At 67.2% G+C, this 22,254-nt stretch carries 21 protein-coding genes; 8 read left to right on the forward strand and 13 right to left on the reverse strand.

Annotation, left to right across the window (positions count from 1 at the left end):
• Positions 1 to 132 precede the first annotated feature (132 nt).
• Positions 133 to 324 (forward strand): hypothetical protein, encoded by a 192-nt coding sequence (locus tag AR540_RS25340; RefSeq protein WP_153014211.1) that lies wholly within the window; start codon positions 133 to 135, stop codon positions 322 to 324.
• 190 nt (positions 325 to 514) lie between these two features.
• Here the strand turns inward: AR540_RS25340 and AR540_RS09460 are convergent, their stop codons facing one another.
• Positions 515 to 1,420, reverse strand: coding sequence for a LysR substrate-binding domain-containing protein (locus AR540_RS09460; RefSeq protein ID WP_059228299.1), 906 nt, complete (start codon positions 1,418 to 1,420; stop codon positions 515 to 517).
• Between the two features lie 155 nt (positions 1,421 to 1,575).
• On the opposite strand from AR540_RS09460, the gene AR540_RS09465 reads away from it, so the two are divergent.
• A complete protein-coding gene (locus AR540_RS09465) occupies positions 1,576 to 2,190 on the forward strand; it encodes a glutathione S-transferase family protein (protein WP_059228300.1) in 615 nt (204 codons plus the stop codon).
• A gap of 81 nt (positions 2,191 to 2,271) precedes the next feature.
• Here AR540_RS09465 and gcvT read toward each other — a convergent pair whose 3' ends face one another.
• The 6 genes from gcvT to AR540_RS09495 all read right to left on the reverse strand — a co-directional run bounded on the left by gcvT (position 2,272) and on the right by AR540_RS09495 (position 9,405).
• Positions 2,272 to 3,381: a glycine cleavage system aminomethyltransferase GcvT gene (gcvT, locus tag AR540_RS09470; protein WP_059228302.1), complete on the reverse strand. Its 1,110-nt coding sequence runs from the start codon at positions 3,379 to 3,381 to the stop codon at positions 2,272 to 2,274.
• A 182-nt stretch (positions 3,382 to 3,563) separates the two neighbouring features.
• Positions 3,564 to 6,419, reverse strand: a complete 2,856-nt coding sequence (gcvP, locus tag AR540_RS09475) for an aminomethyl-transferring glycine dehydrogenase (protein WP_059228304.1) — start codon at positions 6,417 to 6,419, stop codon at positions 3,564 to 3,566.
• A 7-nt stretch (positions 6,420 to 6,426) separates the two neighbouring features.
• On the reverse strand, positions 6,427 to 6,795 hold the full coding sequence (gene gcvH / locus AR540_RS09480) for a glycine cleavage system protein GcvH (RefSeq protein ID WP_059228306.1): 369 nt from the start codon (positions 6,793 to 6,795) through the stop codon (positions 6,427 to 6,429).
• Positions 6,796 to 7,279: 484 nt separating this feature from the next.
• Entirely contained in the window at positions 7,280 to 8,434 is a 1,155-nt protein-coding gene (locus AR540_RS09485) for a glutathionylspermidine synthase family protein (protein ID WP_059228308.1), read from the reverse strand.
• Positions 8,435 to 8,436: 2 nt separating this feature from the next.
• Positions 8,437 to 8,991 (reverse strand): DUF1190 domain-containing protein, encoded by a 555-nt coding sequence (locus AR540_RS09490; protein ID WP_059228311.1) that lies wholly within the window; start codon positions 8,989 to 8,991, stop codon positions 8,437 to 8,439.
• A gap of 9 nt (positions 8,992 to 9,000) precedes the next feature.
• Positions 9,001 to 9,405, reverse strand: a complete 405-nt coding sequence (locus tag AR540_RS09495) for a DUF350 domain-containing protein (protein ID WP_059228313.1) — start codon at positions 9,403 to 9,405, stop codon at positions 9,001 to 9,003.
• A 195-nt stretch (positions 9,406 to 9,600) separates the two neighbouring features.
• On the opposite strand from AR540_RS09495, the gene poxB reads away from it, so the two are divergent.
• Positions 9,601 to 11,325, forward strand: coding sequence for a ubiquinone-dependent pyruvate dehydrogenase (gene poxB / locus AR540_RS09500; protein ID WP_059228315.1), 1,725 nt, complete (start codon positions 9,601 to 9,603; stop codon positions 11,323 to 11,325).
• A 249-nt stretch (positions 11,326 to 11,574) separates the two neighbouring features.
• Here the strand turns inward: poxB and AR540_RS09505 are convergent, their stop codons facing one another.
• From AR540_RS09505 to AR540_RS09525, 5 genes are all read right to left on the reverse strand, one after another.
• Positions 11,575 to 12,309, reverse strand: coding sequence for a substrate-binding periplasmic protein (locus tag AR540_RS09505; RefSeq protein ID WP_065242524.1), 735 nt, complete (start codon positions 12,307 to 12,309; stop codon positions 11,575 to 11,577).
• Positions 12,306 to 12,884 (reverse strand): diguanylate cyclase, encoded by a 579-nt coding sequence (locus tag AR540_RS09510; protein ID WP_059228317.1) that lies wholly within the window; start codon positions 12,882 to 12,884, stop codon positions 12,306 to 12,308. The genes AR540_RS09505 and AR540_RS09510 overlap by 4 nt, the downstream gene beginning before the upstream one ends.
• Positions 12,772 to 14,175, reverse strand: coding sequence for a hypothetical protein (locus AR540_RS26035; protein ID WP_059228320.1), 1,404 nt, complete (start codon positions 14,173 to 14,175; stop codon positions 12,772 to 12,774). Before AR540_RS26035 ends, AR540_RS09510 begins: the two co-directional genes overlap by 113 nt.
• On the reverse strand, positions 14,172 to 14,912 hold the full coding sequence (locus tag AR540_RS09520; protein ID WP_065242525.1) for a substrate-binding periplasmic protein: 741 nt from the start codon (positions 14,910 to 14,912) through the stop codon (positions 14,172 to 14,174). The genes AR540_RS26035 and AR540_RS09520 overlap by 4 nt, the downstream gene beginning before the upstream one ends.
• Positions 14,913 to 15,179: 267 nt before the next feature.
• Positions 15,180 to 16,700, reverse strand: coding sequence for a sigma-54-dependent transcriptional regulator (locus AR540_RS09525; RefSeq protein WP_059228323.1), 1,521 nt, complete (start codon positions 16,698 to 16,700; stop codon positions 15,180 to 15,182).
• 87 nt (positions 16,701 to 16,787) lie between these two features.
• On the opposite strand from AR540_RS09525, the gene AR540_RS09530 reads away from it, so the two are divergent.
• The 3 genes from AR540_RS09530 (at position 16,788) to AR540_RS09540 (ending at position 19,016) form a co-directional block, all read left to right on the forward strand.
• Positions 16,788 to 17,222 carry a MarR family winged helix-turn-helix transcriptional regulator gene (locus AR540_RS09530; RefSeq protein WP_059228326.1) on the forward strand — a complete coding sequence of 145 codons (435 nt, stop codon included), beginning with the start codon at positions 16,788 to 16,790 and terminating at the stop codon, positions 17,220 to 17,222.
• Positions 17,223 to 17,365: 143 nt separating this feature from the next.
• Positions 17,366 to 17,782, forward strand: coding sequence for an organic hydroperoxide resistance protein (locus AR540_RS09535; RefSeq protein WP_059228328.1), 417 nt, complete (start codon positions 17,366 to 17,368; stop codon positions 17,780 to 17,782).
• A 208-nt stretch (positions 17,783 to 17,990) separates the two neighbouring features.
• On the forward strand, positions 17,991 to 19,016 hold the full coding sequence (locus tag AR540_RS09540; protein WP_059228330.1) for an alpha/beta hydrolase: 1,026 nt from the start codon (positions 17,991 to 17,993) through the stop codon (positions 19,014 to 19,016).
• A 50-nt stretch (positions 19,017 to 19,066) separates the two neighbouring features.
• On the opposite strand, the gene AR540_RS09545 is transcribed toward AR540_RS09540, so the two are convergent.
• Complete coding sequence (locus AR540_RS09545) at positions 19,067 to 19,975, reverse strand: LysR family transcriptional regulator (RefSeq protein ID WP_059228333.1); 909 nt, start codon at positions 19,973 to 19,975, stop codon at positions 19,067 to 19,069.
• Between the two features lie 105 nt (positions 19,976 to 20,080).
• Here AR540_RS09545 and AR540_RS09550 point away from each other — a divergent pair, with 105 nt between their 5' ends.
• Both AR540_RS09550 and AR540_RS09555 read left to right on the forward strand, forming a co-directional pair.
• Positions 20,081 to 21,088: a zinc-binding alcohol dehydrogenase family protein gene (locus tag AR540_RS09550; protein WP_059228335.1), complete on the forward strand. Its 1,008-nt coding sequence runs from the start codon at positions 20,081 to 20,083 to the stop codon at positions 21,086 to 21,088.
• On the forward strand, positions 21,088 to 22,236 hold the full coding sequence (locus AR540_RS09555) for an L-dopachrome tautomerase-related protein (RefSeq protein WP_059228337.1): 1,149 nt from the start codon (positions 21,088 to 21,090) through the stop codon (positions 22,234 to 22,236). Before AR540_RS09550 ends, AR540_RS09555 begins: the two co-directional genes overlap by 1 nt.
• Positions 22,237 to 22,254 lie beyond the last annotated feature (18 nt).

Below are 22,254 nucleotides of genomic sequence, written 5' to 3' on the forward strand. Positions count from 1 at the left end.
AGGCCACAGCGCGCTCAGGACGTGGATCACAGCTTGAATGGCGACGGCTCAGGACGCGGAATCTTGCCGCTGCTGGGCAGTCCTTGGGCTACGGCACTTTCGCCGTCTTTAGCCGAGCTCTGGGAGGCGTCAATGAATACTGTAGCTATGGACCGCGCCAAGGCCGAGAGCACCGGCGCCGGAAATATCGTGGACACCGCCAGCAGCCAGGCGCTGCGGGCCGCCATCGGCACCATGCGGCGTACCACCAGCCAGGTGCAACGTATCAACGATCAACTCTGGGAAGTCTGGCCGGATGGCCGGCGCAAGCTGCTGTTGCGCTGAGAGCCTGTCCAAAGACTGCTGCGCGTCGGCCAAACGGCGTTGAACAGGCCGACGGATCGCTCCTTTACCGCTCGTAAACCCGGGCGCGAATCCGATCCGCCTGCCTGGATGTTTTCACGGGGCCGCACAGGCCCTGTTTGGCCCTAGCCTGCGAGCCGTTGCCCAGGCTCTGGAGCGTCGACCCATCGCCTCAGACCGCTGTCGAGGCGTCGAGTCCCGCCAGATAGGTCGCCGCCTCGGCCTGCAGCCAGGCGCCGAAGCGCTCCTGCTTTTCCGCCGACTCCGCCCGCTCCGGCCAGACCAGCCAGTAGGCGTAGGGATAGGGCGCCACCACCGGGCTGAGCTGGACCAGCCGTCCCTCCTCCAGCGCGGTTTGCACCAGGCTGCGTCTTTCCAGTGCCAGAATCTGCCCGAGGCGTAGCGCCTCCAGCACCAGGTTGGAGTCGTTCACGCTGATGGCGCAACTGGGCATGGCCTCCCCCACACCGGCCGCTTCGCCCCAGTGCCGCCAGGTTTCCTCGGTGTGCATCAGCGGCTGCGCCAGGGCCTCGTCCAGGGTACGGGGCAGGTGCCCGCCGTTGTACCCGGGCGCCGCAACCAGCAGGACGTCGTCCTGGAACAGCCGTTGCGCCGTCAGGCCATCCCACTGTCCCTCGCCCATGCGTACCCCGATGTCCACCATGCCCTGGCGCAGGTCCTGGAAATCCATGCTGGTCTGGATGCGGATACGGTACTCCGGATACCGGGCGCGAAAACGCGGTAGCCGCGGCAACAGCCAATGAGCGGCGAAGGAAGGGAAGGTAGCGACTACCAGCTCGTTGCGCCGTGGTCGAGCCTGCAGCCGACGGGTCGCCTCGCCCAGCTCGGCGAGCAATTGCCGCACCTGTTCGGCATAGACGCGCCCGTCGCCAGTGACCTCGATGCCGCGCCCCTGGCGCTCGAACAGCACCATGCCCAGTTGATGCTCCAGCCCCTTCACCTGCTGGCTGACCGCCGCGTGGGTCAGGTGCAATTCGTTAGCGGCGCGGGTCACGCTGCTCAGCCGGGCCACGGCCTCGAAACAGCGCAGGGCATTCAGCGGCGGCACTCGTGACATGTAAGCTTTCCTTAACGATCCAGTCAGTTTTTCTCGCTGGAAACAGCTTCATCGAATCCTTAATGTCTTGTCCAGAGCGACATTCGCTGTAAAACAAGTCGGCTGGATGACGTTCCACGTGAAACAGGATTCACCCTTTCTGACAGGATGCTCTCATGCAACTCATCGGCATGCTCGACTCGCCCTACGTCCGGCGGGTCGCGATCTCCCTTCGCCTGCTGGTGCTGCCTTTCGAACTGCGCCAGTTGTCGGTCTTCCGCGATGTCGAACGGTTTCGCAGCTTCAATCCGGTGATCAAGGCGCCAACCCTCATCTGCCTGGATGGCCAGCGGCTGATGGATTCATCGCTGATCCTGGACTATGCCCAGCATCTCGCCTGCGGCAGCCGGCAGTTGCTGCCCAATGGCCACGCCGCCCGAGCGACCGCCCTGGGCCGTAGCGGCCTGGCGCTGGCGCTGTGCGAAAAGGCGGTGCAATTGGTGTACGAACGCGACCTGCGCCCGGAAGAGAAGCGCCACGAGCCCTGGCGGCAGCGGGTGGAGGGTCAGCTGAGAGCGGCCTGTGGCGCCCTGGACAAGGCCTGGCTGGGCCCGCGCCCGCCGCTGGGGGAAGACAGCATCGGCCAGGACGCCATCGACACGGCAGTGGCCTGGACCTTCCTGCACCATGCCCTGCCCGGGCTGATCGAACCGCGTAATTATCCAACGCTGGAGGCGCTTGCCGCCGAGGCGGAGGCCTTGTCGGTATTTCGGGATTATCCGGCGGTGTGACGGCAAAAGCATCGCGGCCATGGGCCGCTCCTACGGGCCCCTGTAGGAGCTGCCCATGGCCGCGATGCTCTTGGCGACTATTTACCCGCGGTAATAGCGCTGCGGCACGAAGGGTGTCTTGGCGACCTTGACCGGCACCTGCTTGCCACGCACCACGGCGAACAGCTCGGTATCGAGGACGGCGAAGGCGCTGTCGACGTAGCCCATGGCCACCGGCGCACCCAGGGTCGGGCCGAAGCCGCCACTGGTGACCCGGCCGATGCTGGCGCCGTTGGCATCCACCAGTTCCGCGCCCTCCCGCACCGGTACGCGCTCCTGCACCAGCAGACCGACGCGCTTGCGGCTCACGCCGTCGCGCTGCTCGGCGAAGATGCGCTCGGCACCGGGGAAACCGCCGGCGCGGCCGTTGCCTTCACGCCGCACCTTGGACAGCGCCCAGCCGAGGTTGGCCATCACCGGCGTGGTGCCGGCGTCCATGTCGTGGCCATAGAGGCACAGACCGGCTTCCAAGCGCAGGGAGTCACGGGCGCCCAGGCCGATGGCCTCGACTTCCGGCTCGGCCAGCAGGCGGCGGGCCAGGGCCTCGGCGGCCGCGCTGGGCACCGAGATCTCGTAGCCATCTTCACCGGTATAGCCGCTGCGGCTGACGATGCAGGGCTGGTCCAGCAGCTTCACGCGGCGCACCTGCATGAAGGTCATCTCGGCCACTTCCGGCGCCAGGCGCGCGAGCACCGCGGCGGCGGCGGGCCCTTGCAGCGCCAGCAGGGCGCGATCGAACTGCGGCAGCACCTGGCAGCGATCGCCCAGGTGCTTTTCCAGGTGGGCGAGGTCGGCTTCCTTGCAGGCGGCGTTGACCACCAGGTAAAGGCAGTCACCCAGGTTGGCGACCATGAGGTCGTCGAGGATGCCGCCGTTGTCGTCGGTCAGCAGGGCGTAGCGCTGCATGCCGCTGGGCAGGTCGATGATGTCGACCGGAACCAGGGTCTCCAGGGCTTCGGCGGCGGCGTCGCCTTCGAGCAGCACCTGCCCCATGTGGGAAACGTCGAACAGCCCGGCCTGGGCGCGGGTGTGCTGGTGCTCCTTGAGCACGCCGAGCGGGTATTGCACCGGCATCTCGTAGCCGGCGAAGGGCACCATGCGGGCGCCGAGTTCCAGGTGCAGGGCGTGCAGCGAAGTCTTGAGCAGGGACATGGTGGGGCTCCTGTCGGGTGGCGGCTGTCGCGCTCCTGGCAGGAGGAGCGCGACAGCGCTGGGCTGTTGGGTCGCAACTTTGGGTGATTCGGGTCATCCCTCACCCCGGCCCTCTCCCAGGGGGAGAGGGGAAGAGCGGCTCTGCTCCCCTCTCCCTCCGGGAGAGGGACCGCGGGTGAGGGTCAGGCCTCCCCGTAGGCTTCGATCGGCGGGCAGGAGCAGACCAGGTTGCGATCGCCGTAGACGTTGTCGATGCGCGCCACCGGCGGCCAGTACTTGCCATCCACCAGGCTGGGCAGCGGGAAGACCGCCTGCTCGCGGCTGTAGGGGTGGGTCCACTCCCCGGCCAGTTCGCGGGCGGTATGCGGCGCGTTCTTCAGCGGATTGTCCTGGGGGTCCAGGGTGCCGGCTTCCAGGGCGCGGATCTCGTCACGGATGGCGATCATGGCGTCGCAGAAGCGATCCAGCTCGGCCTTCGACTCGCTTTCGGTGGGCTCGATCATCAGGGTGCCGGCCACTGGGAAGGACATGGTCGGGGCATGGAAGCCGAAGTCGATCAGGCGCTTGGCCACGTCGTCCACGGTCACGCCGCTGCTGTCCTTGAGCGGGCGCAGGTCGAGGATGCACTCATGGGCCACCAGGCCACCGGTACCGCTGTAGAGCACCGGGTAGTGCTCTTCCAGCCGGCGGGCGATGTAGTTGGCGCTGAGGATGGCGATCTGCGAGGCGCGGGTCAGACCGGCGCTGCCCATCATCTTCAGGTACATCCAGGAGATCGGCAGGATGCTGGCGCTGCCGTAGGGCGCCGCGCAGACCGCGCCCTCCTTGCGTTTCAGCCGGGCATGGCCGGGCAGGAAGGGTGCCAGGTGCGCCTTGACGCCGATGGGGCCGACGCCCGGACCGCCGCCGCCGTGGGGAATGCAGAAGGTCTTGTGCAGGTTGAGGTGGGAGACGTCGCCGCCGAACTGGCCCGGGGCGCAGAGACCGACCATGGCGTTCATGTTGGCGCCGTCGATATAAACCTGGCCACCGTGGTCATGGACGACCTGGCAGATCTCGCGGATGGCCTCTTCGAACACCCCGTGGGTGGACGGGTAGGTGATCATCAGCGCGGCCAGGCGGTCGCTGTGCTGCTCGGCCTTGGCGCGCAGGTCGTCGAGGTCGACGTTGCCGCGCTTGTCGCAGGCCACAACCACCACGCGCATGTCGACCATGCTCGCGGTGGCCGGGTTGGTGCCGTGGGCCGACGCCGGGATCAGGCAGACGTCGCGTTCACCCTGGCCACGGCTCGCGTGATAGGCACGGATGGCCAGGAGGCCCGCGTACTCGCCCTGGGAGCCGGCGTTGGGCTGCAGGGAGACGGCGTCATAGCCGGTGGCGGCGCAGAGCATAGCCTCCAGCTCGGTGGTGAGCTGGGCATAGCCCTGGGCCTGGTCGGCCGGGGCGAAGGGGTGGATACCGCCGAACTCAGCCCAGGTGACCGGGATCATCTCGCTGGCGGCGTTGAGCTTCATGGTGCAGGAACCCAGCGGGATCATGGTGCGATCCAGCGCCAGGTCCTTGTCCGCCAGCTTGCGCAGGTAGCGCATCAGCTCGGTCTCCGAGCGATGGCTGGCGAACACCGGGTGGGTCAGGAAGGCCGACTGGCGCCGCAGCGCCGCGGGCAGTTCCACGCCCTGGGCATCGCCCAGCTCGGCGACCTGGGGCGCGGCCTTGCCGTCCGCCAAGATCTCCAGCAGCGCCTGGACGTCGGCCAGGGTGCTGGTCTCGTCCAGGGACACGCCCAGGGCCTCGGCGCTGACGTCGCGCAGGTTGTAGCCTCGGGTACGGGCGGTCTCGTGCAGGGCGGCGGTGCGTTCGCCGAACACCAGGGTCAGGGTGTCGAAGGCGGTGTGCTGGGTTTCATGGCCCAGGCGCTGCAGGCCGGCGGCCAGCAGGCTGGTGAGGCGCTGCACCCGGGTGGCGATACGGGTCAGGCCTTCGGGACCGTGGTAGACCGCGTACATGCTGGCGATGTTGGCCAGCAGGACCTGGGCGGTGCAGATGTTGCTGGTGGCCTTCTCGCGACGGATATGCTGCTCGCGGGTCTGCAAGGCCAGGCGATAGGCCGGGTTGCCGTGGCGGTCGATGGAGACGCCGACGACGCGACCGGGCATGTCGCGCTTGTACTTGTCTTGCGTCGCGAAGTACGCCGCGTGCGGGCCGCCGAAACCGAGCGGTACGCCGAAGCGCTGGGCGGTGCCGATGGCGACGTCCGCGCCCAGTTCACCGGGCGGGGTGAGCAGGGTCAGGGCCAGCAGGTCGGCGGCCATGGCCACCAGGGCACCGGCGGCCTGGAAGGCCTGGATGCTCTCGCGGTAGTCACGGATCTCGCCGGTGGTCATCGGATACTGGAACAGCGCGCCGAAGAAGCGGCCGTGGTCCTCGAGCTCGGTTTCCACGCCCACCACCACCTCGATGCCCAGCGGCTCGGCGCGGGTACGCAGCACGTCCAGGGTCTGCGGATGGCAGTGCACGGAGGCGAAGAAGGCAGTGGCCTTGTTCTTCGCCAGGCGCTTGCAGAAGGTCATGGCCTCGGCGGCGGCCGTGCCCTCGTCCAGCAGCGAGGCGTTGGCCACTGGCATGCCGGTGAGGTCGCCGATCAGTGTCTGGAAATTGAGCAGGGCCTCCAGACGACCCTGGGAGATCTCCGGCTGGTAGGGGGTGTAGGCGGTGTACCAGGCCGGATTTTCCAGCAGGTTGCGCAGGATCGGCGCCGGGGTGTGGGTGTTGTAGTAGCCCTGGCCGATCAGGCTCTTGAGCAGGCGGTTCTTGCCGGCGATGGCGCGCAGCTCGGCCAGGGCGTCGGCTTCGGAGAGGCCGGCGGGCAGGTCCAGCACGCTGGTGCCCTTGATGCTCTCGGGGATCACCTGGGCGGTCATGGCGTCCAGGGATTCGTAGCCGAGCAGGTTCAGCATGGCGATCTCGTCCAGCTCGCGCGGACCGATGTGGCGCGGGACGAATTCGTCGGCGGTGCTGAAGGTGTCGTGCAGCGACATGGCGGTCTTACCCCTTGATCAGTTGCTGATAGGCGGCTTCGTCGAGCAGGGCGGCGAAGGCTTCGGCATTGGCGGGCTGGAAACGGAAGAACCAGCCGGCATTCAGCGGATCGCTGTTGATGGTCTCGGGCGCCTCGTTGAGCGCCTCGTTGACCGCCAGTACCTCGCCGTCCAGCGGCATGGTGATGTTGCTGGCGGCCTTGACCGATTCCAGCACCGCCACCTCATCGCCTTGGGCGTAGCTGCGCAGTTCCGGCAGTTGCACGAAGACCAGGTCGCCGAGCGAGTCCTGAGCATAGTCGGTGATGCCGACGGTGATGCCGCCATCGGCTTCCTGACGCAGCCATTCGTGTTCTTCGGTGTAGCGCAGACCCATTGCAGACTCCTGCGGACGTTCGTCCCGGTGGATAGATGGGAGTGACCTGTGCAAGGCCAATGCCAGACGCGAAAGCCTGGGTTTTCAAGGCTTTGGTCTGCACACCGCTGCCTGGTCGTAGCGAAAACGTTACGATTGGACAGGATGCCACTCTTCTGCGTAACGATTTTCGAACGCCGTATCCAATTCGATACAGATATAGCGCTGCTCCTGGGTCCGACAGCCAAGCTGCACGATCCAGACGGACTGGCTGTCAGAGCCTGTTCATAATCTCGCGAGCTAGAGCCAAACCAGGCGCAACGACCAACGGCTGGCCCGTAGGGTGAGCGCCAGCGAATCAAATGGCTGAGGAAGCGGATCGGGACCCGCGCTCGAGTTTACGAGTGGTAAATGAGCATTGCGACGGGGCCGCCCAGGCCGGGCTGGCGACCCAGGCCATTTTCAACGCGGTTTGGCCGACGCGCAGTAGATTTTGAACAGGCTCTCAGTCGAGGATGAAATGCGGCAGGAAGCGCGAGCTGTCCTGGGTGATCAGCGAACGATCCTCGCGGATACCCAGGCCGCAGGCGCGGTCACCCACCACCCAGCTGCCCAGTACCGGGTAGTGACCGTCGAAGCAAGGTAGCGGCTGGCAGGCCTGGCGAATGGTCGCTCCGCCATAGGGACCGGCCACCGCGGCCCGACGACCATCGGCGGCGTGCAGGCTGACGTTGGCACCCTCGCGGGAGAACAGCGGCTTGCGCACCCAGCCCGGCGCCAGGTGCGCACCGGGGCGGGCGTCGAAATAGGTCGGCAACAGGTTGGGATGCCCCGGATGCTGCTCCCAGAGTAGCGCCAGGATGCCCTTGTTGCTCAGCAGCGCCTTCCACGGTGGCTCGACGAAGCGGGTACCACTGGCCGGAATGGCCGCGCCAAAGGGATCTTCCAGCAACTGTTCCCAGGGATAGAGCTTGAACAGGCTGAAGATCGAATGGCCGTTGAGGTCGACGAAGGTGCCCGAGCGTTCCAGGCCGATGTCCTCGATGGCCAGGAAACGGGTATCCAGGCCGGCCTGGACGGCGCAGTCGCGCAGGTAGTCGACGGTACCGCGGTCCTCCAGGGAGTCGCGCACCGCGGCCAGGTACAGCGGCTGCGGCACGCCCAGTTCCGCCAAGGTCTCGATCAGCCGCTCCTGGATCAGGTTGTACTGGTCGGCGGCGGGCGGCAGGGCTCCGCGTTCACGCTGCTGCTCCAGCCATAGCCACTGGAAATAGGCCGCTTCGTAGAGCGAGGTAGGGGTGTCGTAGTTGAGTTCGAACAGCTTGGCCGGCCCCTGGCCGCTGTAGCAGAAATCCATGCGGCCATAGAGCGAGGGCTCGCGCCGGCGCCAGCTGATGCGTAGGTGCTCCCAGAAGAAGCGTGGGATCTGCAGCCGCTCCAGCAGCTCTTCACGCTCGACGATGAGATCCACCAAGGCCAGGCACAGCTCGTGCAACTCGGCGGTGGGCGCCTCGAGGTCGTCCTCGATCTGCCGCAGGCTGAAGCGATAGGCGGCGGTCTCGTCCCAGTAGGGTTCGCCGTCGAAGGTATGGAAGGCGAAGCCCAGAGCTTCGGCCTGCGGGCGCCAGTCGGGACGTTCGGTGAGGGAGACGCGTTGCATGGCTAGCCTCCTTGGGAGCAGAGCGCCGAGGCCTTGAGCCCGAAACCACCACGTTGAACGGAGGGAGCCGGCCTGATCCGGGTCAAGGCGGTGCTGACGAGCAGTGGCCCGGAGCGGCGCCCGACATATTCGTTGCAGTTGCTGCGCAAATGGTCGTCACCCAGCGCCTGGTAAAGCGGCGCGCTGGGGAAACGCTGCTCCAGCCATTCCAGCCGTTGCCCCTGAGAACCGGTAGTGGTGACCGGCACCGTGCCCAGCAGATAACCAGAGATCGGCGGGGCGTAGGCGCTGAACGTTTGATCGACCGCCTGACAGCGACCGATACCGAAATCGGCCTCGCAATCGACTCGGGAGCGATAGCGCGGGGCGATCTGGCTGTGCAGTACCACCACCCGGGCATATTCCTGCTCGCATAACCCTGCCTTGAACACCCCGGCACTCTGACAGTCGACCGGGTCCCGATACAGATAGCCCGTCTCCGGCTTATCGTTGCAGCCGGTCACGATCAGGGGCGTGGCGCCCAACAGTACCAGGCGCAGGCGCTTGCTGCGTTTCATGGCACCTCCTCAACCGGTGATGGCGGCCGCGTTGAGCACGCCCACGGCGATGGCGAAGCAGGCGGCGAGGATGCCGCTGGCCATCTCGTTGGCCGCCAGCCGCTGCGGCAGTCCGGGCAGGCCCAGGCGCAGCAGCTGGAAGGCCAGCAACTGGGTGACCAGAGCGATCACCGCCCAGATCAGGAAGTCGGTGAGGCTGACCGCCACGCGCATGGCGCCGGCCAGCGGCAGCACGAAGCCGAGCAGGCTGCCACCGAAGGCCAGGGCCGCCGCCGGCACGTTGGCGCGGATCAGCTGCCATTCGCGATGGGGCGTGAGCCAGGCGTAGAGCACGCAGAACAGCCCGAGCAGAGCCAGGGACAGCAGCAGATAGAGCAGGAAGGCGGAAAACCCGCTGAGGTAGGCGGCAAGCACGAGAGACGTTCCTTGTCGATGAAGAGCCGAGCGCGATTATCGCCGCCCGCACGGGCTCTGCGCCGACCGTTCACCGGGCGAAACGGCGAGACGGTCGCGAACTTCCGTCTTTTTCATGGGACCAAGAGAGCACAAAAAGACCTCTACCAAGCGGCTCTAGACCTTTCCCACCCTTCTTGTCTGGAGATCCCTGTCATGGCTGTGAAAACCGTTGCCGATCTACTCGTCGCCACCCTCGAGGCCGCCGGCGTGGACACCATCTGGGGCCTGCCGGGCGATTCGCTCAACGGCCTCACCGAAAGCCTGCGCAAGCGCGAGCGCATCCGCTGGCGCGGCGTGCGGCATGAAGAAGCCGCGGCCTTCGCCGCCAGCGCCGCCGCCGACATCAGCGGTCGCCTCAGCGTCTGCGCCGGCTCCTGTGGCCCGGGCAACCTGCACCTGATCAACGGCCTGTTCGACGCCCAGCGCAGCGGCGCGCCCGTCCTGGCCATCGCTGCCCAGATTCCCTCCAGCGAGATCGGCCTGGGCTACTTCCAGGAGACCCACCCGGAGCGGCTGTTCCGCGACTGCAGCGACTATTGCGAAGTGGTCTCCCACCCCGAACAGCTGCCGCGCATCCTCGAAACCGCCATGCGCTCGGCCATCCTCAATCGCTCGGTGTCGGTGGTGGTGATCTCCGGCGACGTGGCCCTGGCCGAGGCACCGACCAAGACCGTGCAGTGGAGCGAGCCGGTGCGCCCGGTGGTAGTGCCGCCGGAGGCCGAGCTGGACGCCCTGGCCGAGCTGCTGGCCGGCGAGCAGCGCATCACCCTGCTCTGCGGCGCCGGCTGCGCGGGCGCCCATGCCCAGGTGGTGGCCCTGGCCGAGCGCCTGCAGGCGCCCGTGGTGCATGCCCTGAGAGGCAAGGCCCATATCGAGTATGCCAATCCCTACGGCGTGGGCATGACCGGACTGATCGGCTTTTCCTCCGGCTACCACGCGCTCAAGGAATGCGACCTGCTGCTGATGCTGGGTAGCAACTTCCCCTATCGCAATTTCTTCCCGGATCATGGCCGGGTGGTGCAGATCGATCTGCGCGGCGCGCACCTGGGTGTACGTACCCCGCTGCTCAAGGGCCTGGTAGGTGACGTCCGCGCCACCCTCGACGCCCTGTTGCCGCGCCTCAAACCCAACGGCCACGGCCGCTTCCTGGAAAAGGCCCAGGAGCATTACCGCAAGACCCGCGCCGAGCTGGACGAGCTGGCCACCCCGACCCCGGATGGCACCCCACTGCATCCGCAGTACCTGACCACCCGCGTCAGCGAACTGGCCGCGCCGGACGCCCTCTTCACCTGCGACGTGGGCACCCCCACCGTCTGGGCGGCGCGTTACCTGGCGATGAACTTCGAGCGCAAGCTGGCCGGTTCCTTCAGCCATGGCTCCATGGCCAATGCCCTGCCCCAGGCCATGGGCCTGCAGGCGGCCTTCCCCGATCGTCAGGTGGTGGCCCTGGCCGGTGACGGCGGGCTGTCCATGTTGCTCGGCGAACTGGCGACCCTGGCCAGCGAGCGACTGCCGGTCAAGGTCATCGTCTACGACAACGCTACCCTGGGCTTCGTCGCCATGGAGATGAAGGCGGCCGGCATGCTCGACGAGACCACCGATCTCGCCGCCGTCGACTTCGCCCAGGTGGCCGAGGCCTGCGGCGTACGGGGCTGGAAGGTGGAGTCGGCCAGCCTGCTCGATGCGACCCTGGCAGAAGCCTTCGCCCACCCCGGCCCGGCGTTGGTGGACGTGCGCATCGCCAAGCAGGAGCTGTCGCTGCCACCGAAGATCGAGGCCGCCCAGGCCAAGGGCTTCAGCCTCTACATGCTGCGCGCGGTGATGAGCGGCCGGGGCAGCGAGGTGCTGGACCTGGCCAAGACCAACGTGCTGCGCTGAAGGCTGAGCGCCTGTTCAAAGGCTGCTGCGCGTCGGCCAAACGGCGCTGAAAATGGCGTGGGTCGCCAGCCCGGCCTGGGCGGCCCCGTCGCCATGCTCATTTACTGCTCGTAAACTCGAGCGCGAGTCCGATCCGCTTCCTCAGCCATTTGATTCGCTGGCGCTCACCCTACGGGCAAGCCGTTGGCTGTTACTCCCGTTGGTCGTTGCGCCTGGTTTGGCTCTAGCTCGCGAGGCCTTGAACGGGCTCTAACGCCCGCCCGACTGCTCCAGCAGCCGGGCGAGTTCGCCGCTGGCCTCGAGCTGCGCGAAAGCCTCGCGCAATCGCGCCACCAAAGGCGCCGGCGTGGTCGGGCTGAACGCCATGTACAGCGGGGTATCGAGATCCTCCAGGACGGCCAGACGGCGCAATCCCGGGCAGGTGCTGGCCGCATCCTGGCAGAAGCGGCTCGCATCCTTCTCCGGAAGCAGCAGGGCGTCCACCTGGCCGTTGAGCAGGCGGCTGAAGTTGTCCTTCTGCTGGCCCGACACCACCAGCCGCTGGAAGCCTAGCGTCTGCAGATACTGGTGGCGCACGTCATCGCGCATCACCCCGAGACGATAGGCACGCGCATCGTCGAGCCGCTCGATACGCACGTCGTCGCGGCTGGCCAGCCGATAGAAGTAGTAGCGCAGGCGCATGACCTCCCCGACCCACAGGAACTGGGCCTCACGGGCCGGCGTACGGGCGATGAGATAGATCAGCACCCCCGGTTCGTGCAATGCCAGGTCATAGGCGCGGGCCCAGGGGTAGAGCTCCATGCGATAGTCGGCGATACCCGCCAGCGCCAGGGTGCGCTCCACCACCGCGGCGGCCGGCCCCTCCACTCGGTCGTCGACGCTCCAGGTAAAGGAGGTCTCTTCCGTCACGGCGCGGACCGTGGCGGCCTCCACGCCCTGCCCCAGCAGGACCAACAGCATGGCCAACAGCAGACGATGCTTCATAGCGGTGGCTCCTCCTGCAACTGACAACTGCGATGGCGACCCAGGCTCTTGGCACGGTAGAGCGCTCGGTCGGCCTGATCCATGAGGGCAGCGAAATCCGGCATCTCGGCGCTCAGCGAGGCGTAGCCGATGCTCAGGGTGACATGGTCGGCGATCTCCGAGCCGGCATGGGCGATCCCCAGCGCGCTCACGGCCCGACGCAGGCGCTCGGCCATCTCAGCCGCGCCCGCCAGATCGGTCATGGGCAGCAAGACCGCGAACTCCTCGCCGCCGATTCGCGCCAGCAGATCGCCGGAGCGCGTGACGACCTGCTGCATGGCGGTCGCCACCCGCTGCAGGCAGAGGTCGCCCTGGGCATGCCCGTAGGTATCGTTGTAGCGCTTGAAGAAGTCGACATCACAGAGCAGCAGCGAGAGCGCCAGCCCGGAGCGCCGGGCGCGGCGAAACTCCTGGTGCTCGGCCTCATCGAAGCAGCGTCGGTTGGCCAGGCCCGTGAGTGGGTCGCTGAGCGACAGTTCTTCCAGTCGCGCATTGGCGCTGCGCAGCGCCTCCTGGGAGGTCAGCAGATCGCGCAATTGCGCCTGGTGGTGGGACGCATGCAGCAGCAGCTGGGTGGTCATGTTGATCAGGGCACGCTCGTCGGTGCGCCACTCGCCCCCCCTGTGCACAGCCGAACAGCAGCAACCCGTATTCGTCGTCGGCGATCCGCAGATGGACCAGCGCCAGGGCCTCGTTGCCCAGGGCCAACAGGGGCTCGGCCGCGTCACCGAAAGCGGCCAGGAGCGCCTCGCGCGTGGCGAAGGTGGAAGGCACCTCGGGTTCCAGCAGGGCCTCCAGCACCTGAGCGCAAGCGGTCGGCAGGGTCATCACGCCCAGGGCCGGCTCGGCCCCGCCGAACCAGCCCTGGTACAGGCGATAGGGCGCATCCTGGGCATGCCGCTTGAACCAGCAGGCCTGACGCGCGCGTAGGCGTTGCGCCACCTCCCGCAGGCAGAGCTGGCAATGCTGATCGAACCGTTCGTAAGGGGCATGGATCAGCTGGTTGGACAGCCCGAGAATGGTTTGCTGCGCGGTCGCCAGCGCTTCGAGCTCTGCCGTACGCTCGCGAACCCGGTCCGCCAGACGATCACGATGCGCGGCCAGCTCCTCTTCATGCCGATGCTGCCGGGCGAGGTGGTCCGCCAGGTTGCCCTGCAACGTATTGATACCGCTCACCAGCAGATCCAGTTCATCCTGCCGGGCGGGGCGCTGCAGACGGAGGGGTTCGGCGAGGGTGGCAGCCGACAGCCGTGACAGGTGTCGGGCGATCCGGCGGACATGCAGGGTCACCAGCCGATTGAACGCCAGGCTGACCAGGCCGGCGAGCAGCAGGGCGAGCACGAGCTGGGTCAGCAGGGTCCCGGCCACGCTGTCGCGCAACTCGCGCCAGAGCAGGGGTTCGCTGCCTTGGATGAGGAGTTCGCCGAGCACCTCGCGACCGCCGGGATAGGGGCTGTAGGCCAGCTCGCAGTACCGGCTCGGTGCCAGGCTCGAGGGCGCCCAGTCGGCCCGCTGACGGGACTGGACCTCCGGCTCCTGGCCATGACCGGCGAGACGCAGCTCGATGCGGCCGACCGAGGCGATGCGCAGCGCGCCGTCCAGGTGCGCCTGCACCGCGGGCTTGTCCAGCTCCCAGATGGCCTTGGCCAGGGTCGACTGGTACACCTGCTCCAGCAGTTGCAGCTCGGCATCCATTCTGACGCGATTCTGCTCCCAGATATTCCAGGTGCGCAGCCCCGCCGTAAGCACGGAAAACAGCAGGCAGAACAGCACCATCAGCAGCGCCAGGCGGTGGCCGAGCGAGTGGCGCTTCAGGACGCCATTCATAGCCAGCGGCGCTGGAGCTCGGCCAGCGTGCCGTCCTGTTGCAGGGTCGCGAAGGCGGCGCGCAGCCGCGTCATCACCTCGGGAGAGGTACCCAGGCTGGCCGCCAGGTAGAGAGGATAGGGCGGCGCGCAATAGACCTGCACCAGATCGCGCCGAGGATCGTAGCCCGCCTGGCGGGCCATGTGATTGACCATGACCCGATTGGCGATCCATAGATCGACCCGCCCGGCTCGCAGCTTCTCCAGGTTGAGGCTGTAGTGCGCGCTGGGTTGCAAGTCGCGGCCGATGACGAAGCCCTGCTCCACCAGGATGCGTTCGCCGGCGTCACCATTGACCGTGGCGATTTGCAGGCCGCGGGCCGCCTCCAGGTTGGCCAGCGGCCGAACGCGCCCTTGCCAGCTGAACAGACAGAGATTGGTCTCGGTGAGGGGTACCACCCAGTTGAACAGCGCCTCTCGTTCGGGCAGACGCGCCAGGGAAAAGATCAGCACGTCGGGCCCGCCCTGGGCCTGGGCGAAGGCACGGGCCCAGGGCATGACCTGGGGCTCGGCGACCAGCCCGGCACGGGCCAACAGCAACCGCACCAGCTCGATCGAAAATCCGGTCACCCGACCATCCGGCTGGACTTGGCTGAAGGGTGGATAGTCCTCGGTCACCACCTGCAAGGCGGTCGCACGGACGCCCGTGCCGACCAGCACCAGACCGAAAAGTAGACATCTCAGGAGTTTGCTCGTCACGAAGCCCTCCCCGTCCGAGCATGACGTGATCTGGACGTTATCGGGCTGCAATGACGAAACTTGAAGCGTGGCGCTCGTGTGGTGTTCCAGAAGTCCGCGCAGGAATTGGCGCGTGATTCTTGGGCGGTTCGGCGCTCCGACTGGGCCAGGCGTCGCGGCGAGTCATGGCAGGGCTAGGGCGAGGAGTGGCAACGCCGCCCAGACGGTCCGCCGCTGCGGCCGAAAAGGCGACGCCCAAATTGTGTAGTCAACTTCTGAAACACTACATTAGTCCCGCCGCGGAATACCGTAGCGCCGCAGGCGCATGGCGATGGCCGAGTGGGAGGTCTGTAACCGCGCGGCCAGTTGGCGGCTGGAAGGGTACTGGGGATAGAGCCGCTCCAGTAGCGCTGCTTCGAAGCCCTGCACGGCGGCTTCCAGCGTGCTGACCTCGGTCTCGACGTGCCCGGCCACCGCGGTGCCGGCCAGGTCGAGGTCGTCGACGTCGATCTGACCGCTCTCGCTGATGGCGGCGGCGCGGAAGAGGATGTTCTGCAGCTGGCGGACGTTGCCCGGCCAGGCGTTGCCCAGCAGCACCCCGTAGGTGGCCGGCGCCAGGCGGCACGGCGGGCGGCCGATCTGGGCGCAGGCCTGCTGCAGGAAGTGCCGTGCCAGCAGCAGGATGTCCTGGCCGCGCTCGCGCAGCGCCGGCACCTGCAGGCTCAGCACGTTGAGGCGGTAGAAGAGGTCCTCGCGAAAGGTGCCGGCGGCCACCATGGCCTGGAGGTCGCGATGGGTGGCGGCGAGGATGCGCACGTTGACCCGGGTCTCCTGGGCCCCACCGACCCGGCGGAAGGTGCCATCGGAGAGAAAGCGCAGCAGCTTGGCCTGCAGATAGGGCGACATCTCCCCCACCTCGTCGAGGAACACCGTGCCCTGGTCGGCCAGCTCCAGCAGCCCCGGCTTGCCGCCGCGCTGGGCACCGGTGAAGGCGCCCGGGGCATAGCCGAACAGTTCGCTCTCGGCCAGGCTCTCCGGCAGGGCAGCGCAGTTCAGCGCCAGGAAGGGTGCGTCGCGCCGGGCGCTGGCGGCATGGCAGGCGCGGGCCACCAGCTCCTTGCCGGTACCGGTTTCGCCGAGGATCAGCAGCGGCGCCTCCAGGGCGGCCAGCCGCTGGGCACGGGCCTTGAGGGTACGGATGGCGGCGCAGTCGCCCAGCAGCGAATCGAAGCCCTCGGGGGTGTCATGGCGCAGCGCCGAAAGGCGACCACCGATGCGACTGGGGGCATAGAGGGTCAGCAGGCCGCCCGCCAACCCGCCCACCGGCTCGCCGATGGGAGTGGCGTCGAGCAGCAGCGCCTGGCCGCGCAACACCACCTCGCGCAGGGGCAGGCGAAAGCCCTGGTCCAGCAATTCGGCAGGCAATTCGGCGTCGTTGAAGAGTTCGGCCAGGGTCGTGCCGGCATCCTCGCCGGCCAGGGCGGCGAAGGCCGGGTTGGCCAGCAGAATGCGGCCCTCGCCGTCCACCGCCAGTACCGGATCGGCCATGGCGGCGAGCAGGGCATCGAGCTGCAGGCTGCGCCGCTGGCCGGGCAGGATGTCCACCACCCGCACCGCCTCCACGCCCACCACGGTCAGCAGGGCGTCGCGCAATTCCTCCAGCACCGCCGCGCTCAGGGTCGGCGCATCGATGTAGACGTTGGGTGGCACCATCTCCACGGCATCGAGGTTGAGATTGCGCGCACCGAGCAGTGCCAGGACTTCCTGGGTGATGCCGACGCGATCGATGAACGATACATGGATACGCATTGAAGCCCTGGGGTCTGAGAACGAAAGGAACATGCTACCCAAAGGCTCGGGGTAGAATCATTTCTCATTTGCCAGGGCGAGGCCACCATGACCACCAAAGATCCCCTCCTACTCGATCAGCAACTGTGCTTCGCCCTGTACTCCACCTCGCTGGCGATGACCAAGGTGTACAAGCCGCTGCTCGAAGAAGTGGGCCTCACCTATCCGCAGTACCTGATGATGCTGGTGCTCTGGGAAAACGACCGCCTCCCCCTCAAGGAACTGGCCCGCCGGCTGCACCAGGATTCCGGCGCCCTGACCCCGGTGCTCAAGCGCCTGGAAGCCGAGGGCTACGTGACCCGCCAGCGCAACGTCGACGACGAGCGCAACCTGTCCATCGAGCTCACCCCGGCCGGCCGTGCCCTGCGCGAGCGGGCCCGCGACATCAACGGCACCATCGGCAGCTACTGCGCCCTGGGCGACCAGGAGATGACCGAACTGCGTGAGCACCTTACCGCCCTGCGCGCCAAGCTGGAGCGCTGAGACCGCGAACGGCCGTTGGTCGTCTCTCAGAAAATATATTTGCGCGATAACAAATATCACGATAACTTAAATCCGTACCCGGGCCTTCCCCTTCGGCGAGTCCCGACCAAACAGTTATCGCGATACCCAACCAGGAGCACGCCATGAACATCCTCTATACCGCTTCCGCAACCAGCACCGGTGGCCGTGACGGCCGCTCCATCAGCAGCGACAAGGCCCTGGACGTGCAGCTGTCCACGCCCAAGGAACTGGGTGGCGCCGGTGGTGCGGGCACCAACCCCGAGCAACTCTTCGCCGCCGGCTACTCGGCCTGCTTCATCGGCGCCCTGAAGTTCGTCGGCGCCAAGGAAAAGATCGCCGTTCCGGCTGACGTCAGCGTGAGCGCCCAGGTCGGCATCGGTCCCATCCCCACCGGCTTCGCCATCGACGTCGAGCTGACCATCAGCCTGCCGGGCCTGGAGCGCGCCGTAGCCGAGGACCTGATCGAGAAAGCCCACCAGGTCTGCCCCTACTCCAACGCCACCCGCGGCAACGTGGATGTACGTCTGATCCTGGCCTAAGAGCCTATTCATAATCTCGCGAGCTAGAGCCAAACAAGGCGAGAATGGCTGAGGAAGCGGAGTTTACGAGTGGTAAATGAGCATTCCGAAGCCATTTTCAACGCGGTTTGGCTGACGCGCAGCAGATTTTGAACAGGCTCTAAGCGTCACGCCCCCTACCGGGCGCCGCCGAGGCGCCTGGTCCTTCAGCTTCGAGGAGTCATCCGTCATGCGCACCTTCTCTCGTCTGCTCGGTCTTTCCACCCTCACCCTGGCCATGGGCAGCGCCTTCGCCGCGCCCCAGCCCGATCCGCACCTGGAGCGCACCACCCAGGCCTTCGTCGACAGCCTGAATGCCAGCGGCGGCAAGCCCCTGGAAACCCTGCCGCCGAAAGACGCCCGTGCCGTCCTGACCGGCGCCCAGGCCAGCGTCAAGGTCGACCTCTCCGGCGTCAAGACCAGTGAAAAGACCATCCAGGTCGACGGTAAGCCGCTGCAACTGACCATCGTGCGCCCGGCGAATGCCAAGGGCCAGACCGCGGCCTTCATGTTCTTCCATGGCGGCGGCTGGGTCCTGGGCGACTTTCCCACCCACCAGCGCCTGGTACGGGACCTAGTGGTGGCCTCCGGCGCCACGGCGGTGTTCGTCAACTACACCCCGAGCCCGGAAGCCCACTTCCCGGTGGCCATCAACCAGGCCTATGCCGCGACTCTATGGGTCGCCGAGCACGGCAAGGACATCAATGTCGACGGCAGTCGCCTGGCCGTGGCCGGCAACAGCGTCGGCGGCAACATGGCCGCGGTGGTCAGCCTGATGGCCAAGGACAAGGGCACGCCCAAGCTGCGCTACCAGGCCCTGCTGTGGCCGGTGACCGACGCCAACTTCGACACCGAGTCCTACCAGACCTATGCCGAAGGTCGTTTCCTCACCCGCAACATGATGAAGTGGTTCTGGGACAACTACACCACCAGCGAAGCCGACCGCGCCAACATCTACGCCTCGCCGCTGCGCGCCAGCGAAGAGCAGCTCAAGGGCCTGCCGCCGGCACTGGTGCAGACCGCCGAGAACGACGTGCTGCGTGACGAAGGCGAGGCCTATGCCCGCAAACTCAACGCCGCCGGTGTCGACGTGGTCCAGGTTCGGTACGACGGCATGATCCACGACTATGGCCTGCTCAACGCCCTGTCCAAGGTCTCCGAGGTCCAGGCCGCCCTGACCCAGGCCGGCCAGTTGCTCAAGCAGCACCTGCAGTAAGGTTCGCCGCGAGTCCCAAAGGGGCGCCAGCGATGGCGCCCCTTTTCGTTTCAGCCCGGCTCGCCTAGGGCGGCGAAGCGCTCCGCCAACCAGTCGTGCAGTTGCCGTACCGCCGGCGAGAATTGCCGGCGATGCGGACAGAACAGTTGCAGCGGCAAGGGCTCGCCGGACAGCTCGGGCAGCAGTCGCACCAGCCGCCCGGTCTGGAAGTCCTCGCGCAGCTCCAGCCAGGACTTGTAGAGGATGCCTTCGCCGGCCAGGGCCCAGCGATGCACCACCTCGGCATCGTCGCTCTGCAGCGGCCCGCTCACCCCTACCTGGCGCAGGCCACCCTCGGGCAGCACGAAGCTCCACTTGTCATGGATCCGGCCATGCAGCTGATAGAGCAGGCAGGCATGCCCGGCCAACTCGTCCAGACTGCGCGGCGGGCCGTGGCGCGCCAGATAGGCCGGCGCCGCGGCCAGCAACCGGCGGTTGTCCGGTACCAGCGGCAGGGCCACCAGGCTGTCGTCCTGACTGCGGCCGTAACGAATGGCGATGTCCACCGGATCGCGATAGACGTCCGCCTGCTGGTCCGATACATACAGCCGTAGCGTCAGCCCCGGATGTCGCTGGCGGAATTCGGTCAGCCAGGGCAACAGCAGATTGCGCCCCAGATCGGACGGCGCGGCCACCTGCAGCACGCCACGCAACTCGGGACTCTCGCTCTGCAGCCGCTCGCGTCCCTCGCGCAGGGTCTCCAGCACCTCCCGGGCATAGGGCAGATAGGCCTCGCCCTCGGCGGTGAGTCTCAGACTGCGGGTCGAGCGGGCGAACAGGCGGATGCCCAGCTCGCGCTCCAGCCGGCCGATCGCCGCGCTCACCTGACCCGGCAACAGGTCTGCCTCGCGGGCGGCGCGGGAAAAGCTGCCCTGGGCGGCGGAGCGCACGAAGAGGCCGAGGTCGTCGAAGCGGATCATTTTCACTCCTGCAGTGAAGGTGCTATCCGATTCTGCCGCTTTTTCCGATCGAGCATGAAGACGACCATGGGCCCATGTCTTCTTATCGTACAAAGGAATCCGCCCATGAAAGCCATCATCTACGGTGACACCACCCTCCCCGCCAGCGATCCACGCGCCCTGCAGGACGCCGTGCTGACCGATCCCACGCCCGAGGCCCATGACCTGCTGGTGGAAGTTCGCGCCGTGTCGGTCAATCCGGTCGACACCAAGGTGCGCCAGGGCCTGGTGGAGCGCGAATCCAAGGTACTGGGCTGGGACGTCTCCGGCGTGGTGCGCGAGGTGGGCAGCGCCGTCAGCCGCTTCGCCGTGGGTGACGAGGTCTACTATGCCGGCGAGCTGTTCCGCCCCGGCTGCAACAGCGAGCTGCACCTGGTGGACGAGCACCTGGCCGGACACAAGCCCAAGAGCCTCGACCATGCCCAGGCCGCCGCCCTGCCGCTGACCGCCGTCACCGCCTGGGAGCTGCTGTTCGATCGCCTAGGTGTCGCCGAAGGCGGTGGCGCCGGTCAGCAACTGCTGGTGATGGGTGCCGCGGGGGGCGTTGGCTCCGTGCTGGTCCAGCTGGCCCGCCAGCTCACCGAGCTGACCGTGATCGGCACCGCCTCCCGCGCCGAGACCCAGAACTGGGTACGCGAACTCGGTGCCCACCACGTCATCGACCACCACCGGCCGCTGCGTCCGCAACTGGAAGCTCTCGGCCTGGACGGCGTGACCCTGGTCGCCAGCCTCACCCACACCGACCAGCACTACCTCCAGTTGGTGGACGTGCTGCGGCCCCAGGGCCGCCTGGCGGTGATCGACGATCCCGAACGACTCGATGCCGTGCCGATGAAGCTCAAGTCCCTGTCGCTGCACTGGGAGCTGATGTTCACCCGCTCGCTGTTCCAGACCCCGGACAAGGTGCGCCAGCACGAGATCCTCGAACGGGTCGCCCAGTTGGTCGACCAGGGCACCCTCAAGACCACCCTGGGCGAACATCTCGGCCGCATCGACGCCGCCAACCTGCGTCGCGCCCACGCCTTGCTGGAGAGCCATCAGGCCCGCGGCAAGCTCGTGCTGGAGGGTTTCTGATGCCTCGCTTCAGTGCCCTGACCCTCACCGTCGCCCTCGCCGTGGGTAGCCTGACCGCCCAGGCCGCGCCGCTGCCCCAGGAGCGCACCCTTGGCGAGCTGGAGCAGGTCTTCGCCTTCCAGGACGCCATGCCCACCGGGGTCACCGTCAGCGAGACCGGTCGGATCTTCGTCAACTATCCCCGCTGGGGCGACGAGGTGCCCTTCACCGTTGCCGAACTCAAGGACGGCAGGGCGGTGCCCTACCCGGATGCCGCGTTGAACGTGGAAACCCCAGGCCAGCCAGGCAAGGGCTTCATCAGCGTGCAGAGCGTCGTGGCCGATGGTCGCGGGCACCTCTGGGTGCTGGACACCGCCGCACCCGGCTTCGCCGCGCCCAAGGCCAGCGGCGTCAAGCTGGTGGCCATCGACCTCAAGACCAACAAGGTCGCCAGGACGCTGGTCTTCCCCGCGACGGTGCTCGAACCCAACAGCTACGTCAACGACGTGCGCTTCGACTTTCGCGTCGGTCGCGCCGGGGTGGCCTATGTCACCGACTCGGCGCCTCCCGGTGGCCTGATCATCCTCGACCTCGCCACCGGCCAGGCCCAGCGGCGCCTGACCGGCGCGCCCCAGGCCAACGTCGATCCTAGCTTTGTCCCGGTGGTGGAAGGCGAGCCGCTACTGATGCAGCGTCCCGATGGCAGCAAGGTCCGCCCGGCCATCGCCAGCGACGGCATCGCCCTGTCGCCGGACGGCGGCACCCTCTACTTCAGTCCGCTGTCCAGCCGTCATCTCTATGCCGTGCCCACCGCCCTGCTGCGTGATCCCAAGGCAAGCGAGGCCCAGGTGCGCGCCGGGGTGCAGGATCTCGGCGAGAAGGGCGCGTCCGACGGACTCGAAGCCGATGCCCAGGGTCGTGTCTATGCCGGCGACTACGAGCACAACGCCGTGCGCCAGCGCCAGGCCGACGGCAGCTGGAAGACCCTGGTCCACGATCCCCGCGTGCTCTGGCCCGACACCTTCAGCATCGGTCCGGACGGCTACCTCTATTTCACCGCCAACCAGCTTCATCGCCAGGCCCAATTCCACGGCGGCGAGGACCTGCGCCAGAAGCCTTACAGCCTGTTCCGCGTCAAGATCGGCGCCCAGCCGGCCCCTACCCACTGATCCGATCAGGAGTTATCC

The sequence above is a fragment of the Pseudomonas sp. EpS/L25 genome (assembly GCF_001512295.1).
In the GTDB taxonomy this organism is placed as follows: Bacteria; Pseudomonadota; Gammaproteobacteria; order Pseudomonadales; family Pseudomonadaceae; genus Chryseomonas.